General features: G+C 42.5%; 14 protein-coding genes and 1 riboswitch. Of the genes, 6 read left to right on the top strand and 8 right to left on the bottom strand.

Annotated features, from left to right (window positions below; genetic code table 11):
• Positions 1-5: 5 nt before the first annotated feature.
• On the top strand, positions 6-410 hold the full coding sequence (locus FLL46_RS05785) for a hypothetical protein (protein WP_142892525.1): 405 nt from the start codon (positions 6-8) through the stop codon (positions 408-410).
• On the opposite strand, the gene FLL46_RS05780 is transcribed toward FLL46_RS05785, so the two are convergent.
• Positions 407-1651, bottom strand: coding sequence for a response regulator (locus FLL46_RS05780; RefSeq protein ID WP_142892524.1), 1245 nt, complete (start codon positions 1649-1651; stop codon positions 407-409). The genes FLL46_RS05785 and FLL46_RS05780 overlap by 4 nt on opposite strands.
• Before the next feature lie 324 nt (positions 1652-1975).
• On the opposite strand from FLL46_RS05780, the gene metK reads away from it, so the two are divergent.
• The 5 genes from metK (at position 1976) to FLL46_RS05755 (ending at position 7143) form a co-directional block, all read left to right on the top strand.
• On the top strand, positions 1976-3136 hold the full coding sequence (gene metK, locus FLL46_RS05775) for a methionine adenosyltransferase (protein ID WP_142892523.1): 1161 nt from the start codon (positions 1976-1978) through the stop codon (positions 3134-3136).
• A gap of 141 nt (positions 3137-3277) precedes the next feature.
• Positions 3278-3375, top strand: a riboswitch (S-adenosyl-L-homocysteine riboswitch).
• 13 nt (positions 3376-3388) lie between these two features.
• The gene (gene ahcY / locus FLL46_RS05770; RefSeq protein ID WP_142892522.1) at positions 3389-4789 is read left to right on the top strand and encodes an adenosylhomocysteinase; all 1401 of its coding nucleotides are present in this window, start codon (positions 3389-3391) and stop codon (positions 4787-4789) included.
• 71 nt (positions 4790-4860) lie between these two features.
• Positions 4861-5583, top strand: coding sequence for a 16S rRNA (uracil(1498)-N(3))-methyltransferase (locus tag FLL46_RS05765; RefSeq protein ID WP_142892521.1), 723 nt, complete (start codon positions 4861-4863; stop codon positions 5581-5583).
• A 457-nt stretch (positions 5584-6040) separates the two neighbouring features.
• Positions 6041-6568: a hypothetical protein gene (locus tag FLL46_RS05760; RefSeq protein WP_142892520.1), complete on the top strand. Its 528-nt coding sequence runs from the start codon at positions 6041-6043 to the stop codon at positions 6566-6568.
• A gap of 98 nt (positions 6569-6666) precedes the next feature.
• Positions 6667-7143 carry a hypothetical protein gene (locus FLL46_RS05755; RefSeq protein ID WP_142892519.1) on the top strand — a complete coding sequence of 159 codons (477 nt, stop codon included), beginning with the start codon at positions 6667-6669 and terminating at the stop codon, positions 7141-7143.
• An 84-nt stretch (positions 7144-7227) separates the two neighbouring features.
• On the opposite strand, the gene FLL46_RS05750 is transcribed toward FLL46_RS05755, so the two are convergent.
• The 7 genes from FLL46_RS05750 to FLL46_RS05720 all read right to left on the bottom strand — a co-directional run bounded on the left by FLL46_RS05750 (position 7228) and on the right by FLL46_RS05720 (position 16691).
• The gene (locus tag FLL46_RS05750; RefSeq protein WP_168204063.1) at positions 7228-9732 is read right to left on the bottom strand and encodes a TcfC E-set like domain-containing protein; all 2505 of its coding nucleotides are present in this window, start codon (positions 9730-9732) and stop codon (positions 7228-7230) included.
• A gap of 32 nt (positions 9733-9764) precedes the next feature.
• Positions 9765-10601 carry a fimbrial biogenesis chaperone gene (locus FLL46_RS05745; RefSeq protein ID WP_142892517.1) on the bottom strand — a complete coding sequence of 279 codons (837 nt, stop codon included), beginning with the start codon at positions 10599-10601 and terminating at the stop codon, positions 9765-9767.
• A 182-nt stretch (positions 10602-10783) separates the two neighbouring features.
• A complete protein-coding gene (locus FLL46_RS05740; protein ID WP_142892516.1) occupies positions 10784-11488 on the bottom strand; it encodes a cyclic di-GMP-binding domain-containing protein, MshE-related in 705 nt (234 codons plus the stop codon).
• Between the two features lie 286 nt (positions 11489-11774).
• Positions 11775-13394, bottom strand: coding sequence for a hypothetical protein (locus FLL46_RS05735; RefSeq protein ID WP_142892515.1), 1620 nt, complete (start codon positions 13392-13394; stop codon positions 11775-11777).
• Between the two features lie 278 nt (positions 13395-13672).
• Entirely contained in the window at positions 13673-15028 is a 1356-nt protein-coding gene (locus tag FLL46_RS05730) for a GTPase/DUF3482 domain-containing protein (protein ID WP_142892514.1), read from the bottom strand.
• Positions 15029-15088: 60 nt separating this feature from the next.
• On the bottom strand, positions 15089-16219 hold the full coding sequence (locus tag FLL46_RS05725) for a DUF2868 domain-containing protein (protein WP_142892513.1): 1131 nt from the start codon (positions 16217-16219) through the stop codon (positions 15089-15091).
• A complete protein-coding gene (locus FLL46_RS05720) occupies positions 16209-16691 on the bottom strand; it encodes a chemotaxis protein CheW (RefSeq protein WP_142892512.1) in 483 nt (160 codons plus the stop codon). The genes FLL46_RS05725 and FLL46_RS05720 overlap by 11 nt, the downstream gene beginning before the upstream one ends.
• Positions 16692-16728 lie beyond the last annotated feature (37 nt).

The raw sequence follows: 16728 nt of genomic DNA, 5'->3' as shown, positions 1-16728 counted from the left end.
CTCGAATGAAAAATTACCGGCTTGTCTATTCCGACTTTTCTAACAAGATTATCGACTTAAACTACGCGATTCGAAGTATCTGGATTTGTTTCGCCGGGTTATGCCTAATCATTATCAATGCAACGGAAACAGGCTCAGGATTTAGCGGCCGCTTATCCCTTGAGGGTTACCTTATCTTTTCAACTATTAGCACATTCTTTTTTGTAAACTACCTGACACGCAATCATCCCCTGATGGAGCTAGTACTTGGATTTCTCACGATAATAAGTAGTGGGGTTAGCGGATGGTTAATAATGATGGCATACTCGAATGCCAAAAACATCAGTCACTCTTTAACATTTTTGATGGTTTATTCACTGGGAACAGTCATTATTTTACTCGTGCTAAAACCAACAAAAGCATTAAATTAGTCATACAAAACCAAGTCTTTACCGGCTTCCTGTGCTCGACTAATTAACTCGTCACAATCCTCCAACATCTGCCGTAATGTTAGCTCTCCCGAATGAGAAAGCCCTACACTCACACTTAAATATTGTTCGCCGCTATCGGTGTCGATAGACAACTCTTTAATCCTTTCACGCAAATCATTCATATGATGATGACAATCGTCTAACGAAATCCCCCATAAAAATGCCACTAACTGACTACCATTTAACCTCGCCGTAATAAACTGCGAAAACTTCTCATGTAGTTCCTTGGCAAATTTAATTAATACGGTATCTCCATATTCGCTAAATACATTATTAAATTCTCTGAAATCATCAATTTCAATAATTGCCATCGAATACTCATCGCCAGACTCCTGACATCGACCGATTTTTGCGTTGGCCAGTTGATAAAAATGCTGTCGATTATAAAGGCCGGTTAAGTAATCACGATTGGCTGCATCCTTGATGGTTTCAATTGCCTCCAGCGACTCAATATTATGCATAACTCGGCAATAAAACTCTTCCTGGTTAAACGGTTTCCTCAAAAAATCATTGGCGCCATTTTTGATAAATCTGGCAGATAGCGATGCGTCACCTTCTCCTGAAAGCCCAATAATTGTCAGATCGTGTTTATCGTACTTTCCTCTTAGCAATTTAACCAACTCAAAGCCATCCACATCAGGCATATGATAGTCAGTAATCACTAACTTAATATCGGGCTCATCAATTAGCGCCCTTATAGCTTGCTTAGCTCCGTCCGCCTCAACCACTTGAAACAGGTATTTTTTTAGCAAGTTCGACGCTTGCTTGCGAGCAACCAGAGAGTCATCAACAACCATCACTTTAATGGCATGGTTTCGGCTCAGCCTGATAATCAGCTTCATCGCATAATCGTATGAATAGCGATTTTCTTTGACAACATAATCGACAATGCCTTTTTTGTAGAGCTCGTTTCTTTTGTTTTCATCATAGGTCGCGGTCAATACCAAGGTAGGTATTTTGTTGCTTAAAACCAGGTCAACAACCTCCCCCTTAGGCGCATCTGGCAAGTTTAAATCAACCACAGCGGCAAAATATTGCTGAGGATTATTACCGATAAATGTCTCTGCCTGAGCATAGGATTCTGCAAAATCGGCCTTAAATTCCGCTGCATTAACAACTAGACGACGCATTACTTTAAGTACTAAAGCACTGTCTTCAACAAAAAGCAGCTTCTTAGCCATTTTATAACCCTTTGATAATTCTTGAAATTACACTTATTGACTGCAAGTATAGGCGAAATTACGAGTTTTCACTCAGATCTCATAACTCGATGACGAGTTTGCAGTGTCAGGAAATAAGTAACGCGTTTTACATCATAAAAAGAGATATAGAACAGATAACTGACAGGAATAGGTTATAAACTTTAAATATCGTGAAAAATATGGTTTTTATATGTACAATTGCGCTCTATTTGACGCTCTGTAACCCGATGATTGGCATGAATTAATGCCTTCTATTCGCTCACGGAGAATTTCAACCGAATTAAACAATGAGGTTTACCACGAATGGCAGAATACTCTCTTTTTACTTCTGAGTCTGTTTCAGAAGGACATCCTGACAAGATTGCCGATCAGATATCTGACGCAGTGCTAGACGAACTACTCCGCCAGGATGACAATGCCCGAGTGGCCGTGGAGACTATGGTAAAAACAGGCATGGCAATTGTTGCAGGAGAAGTCACCACATCAGCATGGGTCGACCTTGAAGATATTGTTCGTTCAACAATTTGCGATATCGGTTATACCAGTTCTGACGTTGGTTTTGATGGAAATACCTGTGCGGTGATCAATGCCATCGGTAAACAATCTCCCGATATTAACCAAGGTGTCGACCGCTCTACCAAAGAAGAGCAAGGCGCCGGTGATCAAGGGCTCATGTTCGGGTATGCAACCAATGAAACGAGTGTTTTGATGCCTGCAGCAATCACTTATTCTCATCAGTTGGTGGAACGTCAGGCTCATGTGCGCAAACACGGCACATTGTCCTGGTTACGCCCAGATGCAAAAAGTCAGGTAACCCTTCGATACGAAAACGGCAAACCTGTCGCTATTGATGCAGTGGTCTTATCCACTCAACATAACCCTGACGTTAGCCAGAGCGATATTCAAGAAGCAGTTCGCGAGCTTATTATCAAGCCGGTGCTTCCAGCCGATCTAATCCATGCTGATACCAAATTCCATATTAACCCGACTGGTAATTTCGTGATTGGTGGCCCTGTTGGCGATTGTGGTTTAACTGGTCGAAAAATTATCGTTGATACTTACGGTGGTTCTGCACATCACGGTGGAGGAGCTTTCTCAGGAAAAGATCCTTCAAAAGTTGATCGTTCTGCAGCTTATGCTGGTCGTTATGTTGCTAAAAATATTGTTGCTGCAGGATTGGCTGATCGCTGTGAAATCCAGGTTTCTTATGCCATAGGGGTCGCGCAGCCAACTAGTATTAGTCTCAATACATTTGGCACGGCTAAGGTTAGCGAAGATAAGTTAGCGGAATTGGTACGAAATCATTTCGACTTGACGCCTTATGGAATCATTCAGATGCTAGACCTCATTCGACCAATCTATAAGAAGACAGCGGCATACGGTCACTTCGGTCGAGAAATTGAAGAGTTTACCTGGGAAAAAACCGATAAAGCCGAGGCCCTACGCGCAGACGCAGGAATATAGAGATAGGGTATTTAGAGAAATTAACACGCTCATTTGATTGAGCGAGTTAGGCTAAATAGGCTTTAATTCAATTTCATACCGCTTTATCATAACGACTTTATTAGAAACGGCTAAAATTACCTTTTAGCCGTTTTTATTTGACTAGTTGAGGGGCGCTGCAGCGGACGTTAATTTTACAAATTAATCCATCCGTCACGCTCAATTAGTTTTATCTTTCATTCAAAGGGCGCTCTATTTAACTGGAGAGCAAATATGACAAACCAAAATGACTTTTATGTCAAAGATATGTCTCTGGCTGATTGGGGCCGCAAAGAAATCGCAATAGCCGAAACGGAAATGCCAGGCCTGATGGCAATGCGCGAAGAGTTCGGCGACAGCAAACCACTAAAAGGCGCAAGAATTGCCGGTTCATTACATATGACCATTCAAACGGCTGTTCTGATTGAGACCTTAACCGCGTTAGGCGCAGATGTTCGTTGGGCTTCTTGTAATATTTATTCCACTCAAGACCACGCAGCTGCTGCTATTGCCGCGACGGGCGTACCTGTGTTCGCTTATAAAGGTGAAACTTTGGAAGAGTATTGGCAATTCACCCACAATATTCTTGATTGGGGCAACGGCGAAACGGCCAACATGATTCTGGACGACGGTGGTGATGCAACATTAGCAGTCATTTTAGGTGCACAGGCAGCTAAAGATGCAAGTTTGTTGGATAACCCCGGTAGTGAAGAAGAAACTTTTCTTTATGCCTCTATCAAAAAGCAATTAGAAAAAGATGCTGGATTCTATGAGCGCGTTGGCGCCAATATCCAGGGTGTTACTGAAGAAACCACAACTGGCGTTAACCGACTCAACCAAATGGCGAAAGAAGGAACACTTCCTTTCCCTGCGATTAATGTGAATGACTCAGTCACCAAGTCTAAATTCGACAATTTATATGGATGTCGAGAATCACTGTTAGACGGAATCAAGCGTGCAACAGACGTCATGATCGCTGGTAAAATTGCATTGGTATGTGGTTATGGTGACGTTGGTAAAGGCTGTGCTCAGTCACTACGCGGTCAGGGTGCGACGGTATTTATCACTGAAATTGACCCTATCTGTGCACTGCAGGCGGCAATGGAAGGATATCGAGTAGTTACCATAGAAGATGTTGTTGATCAGGTCGATATTTTCGTTACCACAACGGGTAACTACGATATCATTCGTCACGATCATATGCTGGCGATGAAAGATCAAGCTATTGTTTGCAACATCGGTCATTTCGATAACGAGATTCAGGTTGCTTCACTGAAAGAATATCAATGGGAAAACATCAAGCCTCAGGTCGACCACATCATTTTCCCTGACGGAAAGCGTATTATCCTGTTAGCCGAAGGAAGATTAGTCAACCTGGGTTGCGCAACCGGGCATCCGAGTTTTGTTATGTCTAACTCATTTACTAACCAGACTTTGGCACAAATTGAGCTTTGGACTAATGGTGAAAAATACGAAAATCAGGTTTATGTTTTACCTAAACACCTGGACGAAAAGGTTGCCAGGTTACACCTGCAAAAGATCGGTGCGAAACTGACCGTTCTTACTCAGGAACAAGCCGACTATATTAATGTGAATGTTGACGGACCATACAAGCCCGATCATTATCGTTACTAGCGCTTAATTGCGGCGGAGGCTAACTAGCTTCTGCCGCACACGTTTTATAACATACTTCAACTTTCTCAAATATGCGTAGCCACCGATTCTATTCCCCCATTGAGTTAATCGTAGGACAATCAATCCAGCTGCCAAAAGAAGCAAACCACCACTGCATTCAAGTATTACGATATCGCGTCGGCTCTGAAGTCACGCTGTTCAATGGTGATGGATTCGACTATCACGCACAAATTTCCGAGATAAACGGAAAACAGGGAACTGTCACCGTTACATCGAAGGAAAACCCGGCAAACGAATCTCCCCTCAGCATTCATTTATTTCAAGGTATAGCCCGCGGTGAAAAAATGGACTTGATCATTCAGAAAGCAGTAGAACTCGGAATTAGCCAATTCACGCCTATTTTTACTGAAAGATGTAATGTCAAACTAGACAATAAACGATTAGAAAAAAAACAAACCCATTGGCAAAAAGTTGCCACCAGTGCCAGTGAACAATCGGGTCGCGCTATCATCCCGGTGGTAAATTCAGCGGTTAATATTAACAAACTTAAACAAGATCATGAATGTCTTAACTTATATTTAGAACCTAAAGCCACTAGCCGAGTACAAGATTTACCAAAAATTACTTCACTCAATCTTTTTGTCGGACCTGAAGGTGGTTTTTCAAACGCTGATTTACAAGCACTGGAATCCCTTGAGATCAGGGGAATTCAACTAGGGCCGAGGATACTGCGTACAGAAACAGCCGGGCTCGCCAGTATTGCTGTACTACAATCACATTTTGGTGACTTTTGAGTGTTGCTTTGATAAATATTTTTTAAAAAACGTGATTAACTCCGCTTTTCCTTCTTCAGTAATTGTTAATATTCACAAATAGTTATCGCTTTATTTTCTCAAACTAACAAAAATTGTCGATTTTTTGACAGCTTTTAGTTGAAAGGAAACTAGGGAAATCTCAAGATTTAATACAAAATTCAATAAGTTATTGCTATTTCATAACCTATCTTTGACAAAAGTGACAAAAATCGGCACCTTAACAGACAATTAATGTCACTTTTTTATCCTTTCAAATCAACAAGTTATATCTTTTTTTTATTGTATTACTTTAATAAGTTGGTTAATATTAATACTGATGGTAAAAGTCAGTCTAAGGAGCGGCGCAGTAAACAGGGTGTTTGAGGGTACTGAGGTTGAAAAAAGTCAGATCAATCTCTAGTTCGTTTTTTGATGTGATGACAAAAAAGGTAATAAAATGAAATATGCTCGATTAGTAAAAGCTTCAATTTTCGCATTAGGAGTTGCCTCCACCTCAGCGATGGCAGCAACTCAAGGTACGTTAGGCGCCACTTCAACTGGTGACCTGATTATTTCTCTAGATATCGACAATCTAGTCCGTGTAAGCAATCTTAACGATATCAACCTGGGCAATTTCAACGGCGGCGCTGGTGATTTATCTGGTTCAGATACATTTTGTGTTTATCGAAATGGCGCAGGAAACTACAACATCAATATGAGTGGCAGCGGCGCGGCCAACGCATACACTTTAGCAAGTGGTGCAAACACTCTTCCTTACGCTGTAGAATTTGTTAACGGCGCAACGACTACCGCGATGGCGACAGGAACAGCATTGACCGGTCAAACAGGTGCAAATACAACCAGTGACACTTGCGGTGGAGCAGATAATGTTTCGCTAAACGTAACCGTTGCAAACGGCGATCTAGCAGCAGCTCCAGCAGGAACCTATACTGGCACCTTAACAATTGTTGTAGCGCCAGAATAAGTTACTCAATTTATTGATAAGATGAATTGTTTTCCAGGCCAGAACTTGTTTCTGGCCTGGTTTTGTTATTTGCTCGTCCCTGTCATGAATGTATTCCAATGAATGTGATAAACACAAAATTCATAAAAACATTCTTAGCTTCCAGTCTTTTTGGTCTATTTTCGCCGTGTCTGTTTGGCGATGCTAAAATATCTAATCTCGACGATTTTAACTTCGGTTTATACAGTGGATTCGGCAATTTAAGAAACAACGATAATATCTGCATTAATGCAATTCCCCTCGAAAATTACCAGGTGACTTTTTGGGGAAGCGGTGCAGGAGGTGCTTTCGAAGTAAGCAATGGTGTTGATACGTTAGCCTATCGTGTCAGATTCAATGATCGACCGCGACGACGTGGTGGGACAACAGCGTCTCCCGGAATACCAATCGCCAATCAAAATAATGCAAGTGATGATCTCGACTGTCCTGGTGGACTGAACGCCAATATTGATATTCGATTTCGGCGTAGAGATTTACAAGCTGCAAATCCAGGAAGGTACATCGGACTGTTAACAGTGACGGTGATCCCAGAGTAGAGCGGATTTATTTCTCGTCAGCCCATAAAAAATCAATAACAAAAACAGTTACAATAACAATCTAACAAACTAGAATCAGAAAAACTATTGACAGTTTTTAACACCTAAAAAATTCACCGTTTCACTGAGTTCACTCTGCTCAATCACGACTCGACATTCTCGCTCTTCCCCGTCAATAAATAGCAACTCAGCAGTACCTGACACTTCCATCTGAACCCAACCAAGATCATCAGTGCGCGCATAGTTCTTAGTATCTCTGAGTTTCGCGTTGGCGAAAGAATTATCGTTCTTATCTATCAGTTGCATGACGATGACTCTAACTTGCTTAATTTGCCAACTTAGGTTCTCAACATTTCCTGGGTATAGGGTAAATTTACGTGGCGCATTGTCAAACTGAACGAGTGTCTCACCAATGGGTGTCAGCACCAGTTCATAAGATTGATAAGGTGAAAGCGCGACGAAAGAGCTGGTCCCTGCTTTCACCCGAGTTCGCTCCACCTCATTAATGATAACCGCAAACGAAAGGCCGGGCGCTTTAATCGATTTTAGATCAATCATAACACCGGCTCGATTTTGACGATTGCCACCAACGGTCATTTCTCCGCCGCTGGTAACAAAATTAAATTGGCTGGACAGTGAATAACCGGTACGACTAGCATCGCCTGCAGAGCCTAACGAAGCGTTGGTTTCATCGCGCGTATGATCAATTTCCAATCTTCCATAACCGTAGTCGTTACTTATTTCAGACTGGAACGTCGCGCTACTTTGTTCAATTGTCTGATTCAATTCAAGTGAGTGGTTAACACTGCCAAAACTTGATTGAGGGTTACGATAAGCGACACGAACATTTTTATCGAGATGGTTGGTAGAAAGCTGTGCTCGCTTTTGCTGTTGATAAATCAAGCTGGAATCAACATTAAGCCGATTGCTCAAAAAGCGCAACGTTAAACCCGTTGCAATTCTTCGATCGTCAATCTCTTTGGTGGCGTCGACTGTCCAATCAAGCAATAGTTTTCCGGATCGAAATATATTTTTGCGCCAGCTAACGCCTAGTGCTCGATAATTCTCCTGACCTTGTTGTTCAGTTGTCCTGGCAAAAACATTTAAAATAGAATCAGCGAGCGGAACACCTAGATTAATTAAAGTCTGTCTGGAATTGGGCGCAATCAAACGCAAGTCGTCGTCCAGTCCAGGCAACTCTTCACTATAAGTTCGACGATAACTTGCTGAAAGAAAAAAGTCAGGGTGACGCAAACTCAACAAATAATAATTAGCATGTTCATCGTCACCAGTGAAAGCGTGGTTAGTTTGGAGTTCAATCTGATTACCTAACCAATAGCTCCCGATTTCGATACTTTCCTGCTCCGGATTTTTTACTAGGCTCCCACTAAATCCAGCATACTCAGTAGGACGAGTCACAAATCCTAATCGCGCGAGCCCGTCATCTTTCGCGACAGGGTAAGACTCTGTTTTGTCATCTTCGGGATAGCCAACTTCAACAAAATAAAGAGTCTCATCAGTCGGCGGTAATTGTAATGATTTAGAATAAAAATGTTCCTCAGTTCTTTCTCGGCCACTCGCCCCAATGATTTTAAGCTCAACGGTGTATGCGCCCTGTGGAAAGTCTCGGGTATCGAGTTCAATATTTCCTGCAGAATAAATTCGGCTGTCGATGAGTTGTCCATCTTTATAAACTTCAACGCGAGAACGCTCGTTTAAAAAAACAAATATGCTAGTACCGGAAACTTGCTCTAAATCGGTCCTGCTCGCGAGCGTTGATTGCATCCGAAAACCGAGAAAATCACGTTGCCCGAAAAAACCACTGCTTTGAGTCATGGTTCTAAACGAACCAACCTGGTAAGCCATATCGCGATGTTCATAGATCATAGATAATTGATCCAGACGGGTGTCATCTTGATTATCCGACTCAATATTCGCCAGCACGCGATAATTATCGTAACTGAAGATACTACTTAACTGGGCGGTATAGATTTCCTCTCTGGCTTCTCCGCCGGACGCAATCAAAGAAAAGTGATTAATCATTGAAGCACCGGTAGTTGAAACAGGCAAGTAGCGATCAACAGACAGACGAGTTTTTTCTAACAAACTAGGATTAACGAAGATATCAACTCGTAAACGACTTTCATCAAAAATAACGCCGACTTCACGGGGCGTCAAAACACCGCAACCCGGTTGCCCCTGATAAAAACATACATATGATTGATTGGTGGCAAGCGGCAATGACAACCCAGCTAAAACAATCTCAGAATCACGAATGTTGCTGAGTAAGCTAACAACCTCTTGCGGCGACTCAAAAGTGATGGTTTCGGGCGAGTAGCTCGCCATACTAGAACCGACAAAATTGCCATTGTAAAAAATATCAACTAGCGTTAATTGGGGCTCTAAAAGATCATCATAACCTTCCGGCGCAGTTGTCGTTATCACGGGTTGTTGCGGCTGCTGATTTTCGTTTTGCTGAGCTTGAGATTGCTGGGTCTCAATCTCAGGGCTTTCGCTAGTGTTCGCCTGTTGCGCGCTGGCGCAGCTTAATCCTATCAGATTAATCAAAATAGCTATCAGGCTACGCATTAAAACGGAAGTCATAGAGTTATTAGAATAAATTAATTGTTATTTTTAGAATTCGTGTTATCTAATTGATTAGTTTTAATTTGAGTGTTTTTGTCTGGCTCAAAAGTAACTAGCGAATTATCCAGTCCGGTAGAAATTTGATAAGTAACCGGCGTGGTAAATGGAACTTCAACCTGCCAGGTGTTAGTAGAGTATATTCGTTTACCAACGAGTTCTACACATTGATTGTCAGCATCCTCGGTCGACTGTCCCTCAGGACATTGAAAACCTTTTTGAAGTAACACGTTGGTGTTGCCGAGATTAGATACCGTTAAAGTTTTTTTAGTGAAATCAAAACTGGATTTTAACTGAGGCTTCGCATTGTCAGGCTGAGACAAAACTAATACCTCATAAGCCACTATCACTTTCACCGCCGTTTGATTGGCTTTGACTTCACCAACTTCAGGTTTAACCAAAACACGAAATACTTTATCAATTGACGCAGACTTTGGATTATCAAGGCGCACAAAACGCAAACGCTTGCGCGCTCCCGGCGCCACCACCAATCTTTGTGGAGTGACCAGCAAACCAGCTGCTTTAGGGTCACGATAAACTTCACGCTTTTCGTTTTCTGTCCCGGCATTAATGATCACACTCGGTTCGACACGAACATAAAGTGTTTCTTGCCCCTGATTGAAAACCTCAACATCTTCGCTACGTTTACCATCGTCTTCAAAATGAATGATAGCTTGGCTAAGAGATAACCCGGCATTTGCATATTGCGAAAAAAGAATCCCAAAAATAATAATTAAATAACGCACAAATTGACTCTGATTTTTTATTGAATTGATAGCCTGACGAATAAGCGCAGTCACTGATGCAGGGTACATACCTACGCGACTTTAAAATATCTTTATATTTCACCAGGCGATTGCTGCAGTTTCCTATTACACGAGGATACTGACTAAATGTCAATCGCTTTAGCCGCGTTCGGAATTAGCGTGTAGGGGTAAAAAAGGTAAGGTTGTCTGGCGAGAAAACACTAAAATCAGTTTGCGTACAGCACCGCAGATCACTCAGCAGCAATAGTTAGCGTCAAAACGCCGGAGTATACTGAACTGCTCTGTTTTTGTTTGGGATCAAGGGAAACTTTTACCCGGTTTGCCGAAGCATTAAGACATGCATCTGCCCCGGATTGTATATTTTTTAAATTAGTTGATGATTGATGGGCTTTGAGGTGATGAAACTGGCTATTTTCATGTTGAAAGGCGACCTGATACTCAAGCTGATTTTGCTGATTATCCGTTAATACAAACCCGCCATTCTTACCAGAACCACTGGCAGTCACACGGTAAATATCAACCCCCAGATCACTGGTACAAATACCTTCACTCAGTTGACTTGGCTTATCACCATCAAATTTCATGTTGCCAGAACTGTTTGCCAGTGTTTTAGGCAAAATCGTAACGCTGATTTCGCTGGTCGCGGTTGAACTACTCCCCAAATTACCTTGACTAGATGCGAACGCGGGGCTAAATGGCGCGAGAACCAAGGCAACACCAGCCGTAATCGACCGCAACCAGCTTTGGCGTCTCAATGCCCTTTTTAACTGCTTTTCATCAATAAAACCTAACTCTAACAACGCTTCACCAAGGCGCATTTCATGTTGCTGCTGAAACTTAAGCGCCAGCTGCAATTGCTGCTCAGTAATATATTGACGTTTAATCAAAATAAGACCTAATCGCGATTTTTGCTGCAAGTTTTGTTGGTCTAGCATTGAGTTTAGTGTCCTGCTTTATTGTCTTTATTGATGTTTGTTTAACCTGCACAGCGCCGACTGTTAGTCGGAGGAATAGATTCAGGTTATCAAACCCACTCTTCATGGTATCGGCGAAAAACGATAATTCTTGAGCAAAAAAAGTGGATTCTTTTCAGGTGATTCAGACCGATTAATGACCTTTTATGAAAACTGACTCAACCCCATTTAATTTCTTTAAATTCATAGTGTTAGCGAACATTTAACGCTAGTGTTGAGGCAAGAGGTTGTGGATTACAGATTTAACTCAAGGATGTTGATTAAGAATGCTAAGACGTAACTTTGCCTTTTCTCCTGACTCCAGGCGAATTTTTTGGTTTTCTACCTGGATCCCAAGGGAATCAAATGCACGCAAATAATCAGGGAATTTCTTACCGTTGGCGACTTCTCGATATAAGCGGCTGAAAATTCTGGTTTGCGATAACTCATCAAGCTTGTCAGCAAAATCAATTCCGTCCCACTCCTGAGAGCTTCCGGCACAACATTGATTAAATTTTAATAATACGTCGGAGAGTCCTTGCTGATTATCGGACCGCATTCTCAGTTGCCAATCGGCAATAAGAAAATAAGCTGCGCCACTCCAATAAATTCGCATTATTCTTCCTGACCGTCCCCAGCCGCCACGCTCTCGATTTTCCACAGTTTCTGACAGTGACTCATCCCAGTTCGATTTTGCGCCTTTTACCCCCCTTTCTAACCCCTCATACAGTCTTTGCCAGGCTTGTTGCTCAGTTAGATGTCCGGCTCGGGCCATTAATAAATATTGGAGATATGATGCCAACCCTTCCGACATCCAGATATCTCTGTAGTTAACTTTAGGGATAAGAATATGGCTAAATTCGTGAGTAGCCGTCCAATCTTCATAAAAAGCAGCAATCGGCTTATTGCTGTCGACGACAAAGCGGATCCCAAAGCCACCTCCCCGATTAACATCGCCCCAGGGAACCGGGCCTTTTTTATATCGCTCGTTTTCAATCAAGATAATCTGCGTTTGTTCAACGGGATAACGTCCCAAATACCCGCCTAAAGTCTCCGCTGTATTTTTGACCCATGAAACCAGCGCCTGCTTTTTCTTAAGATGCTTAAGAATCGCAATATTAAGCTGCCCTCCCTGATTGAGGCGCGTTTGCACCAGGTCAAACTCTCCAATCATTAAGGTAAATCCCCAATCATGCGGCGTACCACCAACTTCAAAGCTGGTTCCATCATCATTAAGTGATTGCCAAGGTGTTGAAACTTTAATTTTTGGTGGCAGGTTAAAATGAACAACGGTTCGTTCGTCTTCGCGGATGGTTTCTGGCAGCCAAAGCCAGGTATTGTCGCTTTGGAAACTGAGTTTAGTCGCTTTAGGTAACCCTTTGTTCGCTTTTCTGAGATGTCCGGAGATATCAGAAACATAATCAATACAGGCATTTTTGCCTAATCGTTCAGTTTTCCAGTAGCGGCCTTGAAATTCAATATGTCCTTTATCGGCACTTGGAAACTTGATTAGCTTTTTGGTCGCCTTTCGATAATCAACGGCAAGATACTTTGGCGCCTTTCCTTCAAAACATACTTTAACTTCTGCTTTAGTCAATTGCGGGTTGATATTCACCTGATAGTGATGACTACGGATGGGCGTTTTGGCGTCTGATTGCGCTTGAGTGAAAGAAGTAGTTTGTTGAGTTGAGGGCTGTATATAGCGAGTTGAAGACTGTAACTGCTGAGTTGAGGACTCTGTTTGGGTTGAGGACTCCGTTTGGGTATATCGCACATCAAAGTGAGCAAGAGGATTAGCCGCAACCTTCCATGACAGCATAGAACTCGATGCTATCCACAACACGACTGTTAATACAAACCGGAAGAACCCTGTCAATCTGTACCTCATTTTGATTAATGACCTGTCTGCTTTTTAACACTCCTTGTATCACCAACCCATCAATATCACTCAACCGCTCATTATCACCGCTCAACAATATCCACTAACCAGTAATATTGAACGAATTTGCGACAAGCTTCTAGTTTATGAACGGTATCCCAAGTTCAGTTTATCTATCCATAGATTAGAAAAATCGACGAAAAGAGTCGACATGATAATTGTAAAAGAATCCTTCTGAGAAACGCTAAGCCGGCACCAACTCAAAGATTCCCGGCCTGCTAATCCGATCAAAACAGCGCCAACAGGATATTGGCCAGGTCATCAACGGTTTTTTGTTTAACGAGTTTATCGCAGGCCTGATGTAGTGCTTTCTGCGAGGATTTTTCCAGGGTCATTACCTTTTGTTGAAAATCGGTGGCCAAAACTTCAAGTCGACCTCGTTTGGCATGGTTTCGATCGCTAACCTGGTTGTAAATATGAATAAAACGTCCAATCACAACATAAGGAAAATTCTTATTTTTAACCGGCCCATAACAAGCCTCAAAGCCGCCCAAAGGGAGACCTTTTAGCTTCACATCAACCAATTTTCCGGCACCAAACCAGGCGCTACCAAAACCAACCAGTCCGCCACCAATAGCCCCCAACATAAAACTATGCCCTGCAACAGCTAAATCTACAGCCGCTCCGGCAGCGGCCCCGGCAACAGCAGATGCAGTCGCAAGTTGCTGTTTGTCTAGCCCCCACATATACCATTGGTCACAATCAAAAAGATCAGGCGGTAAACTCAGATCATCGATGCTGAAATCTACTTGAAAATGCGCGTAGTTTGCCATCAGTTCGCGTATTCCTTTCTCCTCTCTGGCAACCATCCAGGCCTTATATTTTTGTTCTAAAAGCGGCTGAGCCACCTTAGCTTGCTGCTCAGTAAGGACTTTTTGACTTTCACGATAAAAGCATAAATCTTCTACCAATCTGGCTAACAATAATGCCGCCTTATTTTTTTGCGCCAACCTTTGTTGTTGTAAATCATCGGTAAGGGCATTGAGAGTGGCCGCCCAATTCGGGTTCAAATGAGAGAATACTTTTAGCAACTCTATTTGCTTGCTAAAGTCGGCCTCCATTGGGTTAAAAATGCGCACGGTCTTAAAGTATTGAGCGAGTGCCTGGCTCCAACTATCAACATGTTTTTCATTTTCAATCGGATTAATTAGCGCCATACTGGGTTGACCGGTCCAACGCAAGATTTCCATTTCTGCATCATATTCCGCATCGTAAGGCCTGGAACCATCAACAACGTAGAGAATAGCAGCTCCCTTAACAATTGGGCTCAATAATTCAACTTCATCAGGAAAGTTTTGGCGACACTGCGGATCTTCAATAAATTCCGCAATCGTTTTAGCACGTTGGTCGGCGCCGGGAGAATTTTTATTCAGCCAGGCAAGGACCTTTCTGGGTCTCTGAAAACCAGGCGTGTCGACAAGTTCATAGCCTGAATGCGCCGTCTCAACCCGATACCGGCCAGAATGACTGGTGGTGCCGCTACGTGTGGATATTTCAATAGAATCGTTGCGTGAAAGGGTCGAGACAATCGAAGATTTGCCTTTGTTGGGATGACCGACGACTGCGAAAATTGCTCGTTTCATTTCTGGCTACATTTTTCTTTAAATCTAAAATGATTCAATGTTACAGGTTTAAGCATTATTTCAATTTTTGGTTGAGAGTTTTTCAGGAACATAAACTTGCCAATGCTTAAGTTTTTTAGCAAACCGCTGCCACTCTTGCACATGACTCTCTCTTGGACTAATCAGTCGCTGCTCTTCCCAATCTAACGGTAAGAGATATCCTTTACTATTTTGTAAAAAATCTGCCAGCTCACCTAGCGGAGGTTCCCAGGACTTCACCAGCACCAGTTGCTCACCTCGCCATCTTTCTGCAACAGTTTGCTCTGCAAAGGAAGCATTTGGCCCTGCACAAATGACATTATCAGAACTCAGGTTAAGCTCATCCAATATTGATAACATATTAAGATCGAGTCCCCCCCAATTATTAACGACAATTTGATTGTTGGGTAACTGATGAACAACAGGCGATATTTCAAAAGTCTCGGGCGCTCTGGGCGAATGTCGGTTAATTTCAGACTGCAATTGTTGCTCAAAATCGGTTTTAATTAACTTTAAATACCAACCCCTTGTCGCTATTAACAAAATGCTTCTGGGCAACAGACTATAAACGAGCTGCGTCGCAAAAATGAATGGCCACCAGCCAGCGTAAGCCGCAGCGTTCATGTCAGCCTGTACCAACCGGGAATCCTGTGTTGCTTGTAACAATGAAATTGTCGGTTGAGCTTCGGACCAGAACGACCATGGTGTTGCAATCACTTTTAATACTGGCAACAAGTCCGAAGACTGCAGTAGTGTGCTGCGCCATACAAAATTAACATCTGTCGCTACTAATAATAAAAAGAATGAGAATAGACTCGCCACCGAAAAAGCTAAAGCGGCAGCCTGACTTTGTAGAAAAAACCAATGCTTATCAACGCTAAGCTGATGAAACTTTCTAAACGTCGACTTTTTTTGCTGCGACCAAATTGGCAATGCCACCAATAGGCGAGCCAGGTTAATCCCGTCACCTTTGATTAATGAGACGAGCGAGATAATTAAGCTGGAAATCGGAATAACCAGGTAAACCAACAGCAGGTATAAAAGATTTACTCGGCCTTGATAGTCGCCGGACAAGACACTCCAACTGAGCACAAACCCAATCCCCGCGCCAATCGCAACAATTGGCCAGGAAATGATGTTAGAAGTGTTGTGGTTATTTTTATCAGGCGGCACTCTGCACGGCCACTATCAATTCTTCGAGCTTGTCCAAATCAGGAATCGAAGCACCAATATTGTCAACCGTAACGCGCATTTTCTCTGCGTCTGAAAGCTCTTCTTCTTGCAAGTACTTAATGTTTTGCGGGGTGACATGTGACAAACGAGGAATTCCTTGTACCACAATCGCGATATAGGGTAATTCTCGATTAGCATTTAATGTGTGCGCGACAGCTACACGCGAACGCTTATTTGCTTGAGGATCCGGCTCGCCACGAATAACATCAATTGAAATCAATGGAATATTCTGACCACGCCACAAAAGATACCCCAAAAACCATTGCGGCATCTCAGGCGCATCAGCCTGTTCTTCAAATAATTCAACATTACTGAACGGAACAATTTCAGCAACGCTAGAGTTTGGCAACAATATATTTCCCTTTACGGTAGGGATCATCAAGCTATAAACTTCTTTATTCTCTGTCGCCATAATATTTTCTCAACCTCTAATTGTTAAAACTGCATTC

It is taken from the genome of Aliikangiella coralliicola (assembly GCF_007004725.1).
Classification (GTDB): Bacteria; Pseudomonadota; Gammaproteobacteria; order Enterobacterales; family Kangiellaceae; genus Aliikangiella; species Aliikangiella coralliicola.
The sequence above is the reverse complement of the archived record's forward strand: the minus strand, read 5'-3'. Positions and strand labels throughout refer to the sequence as shown.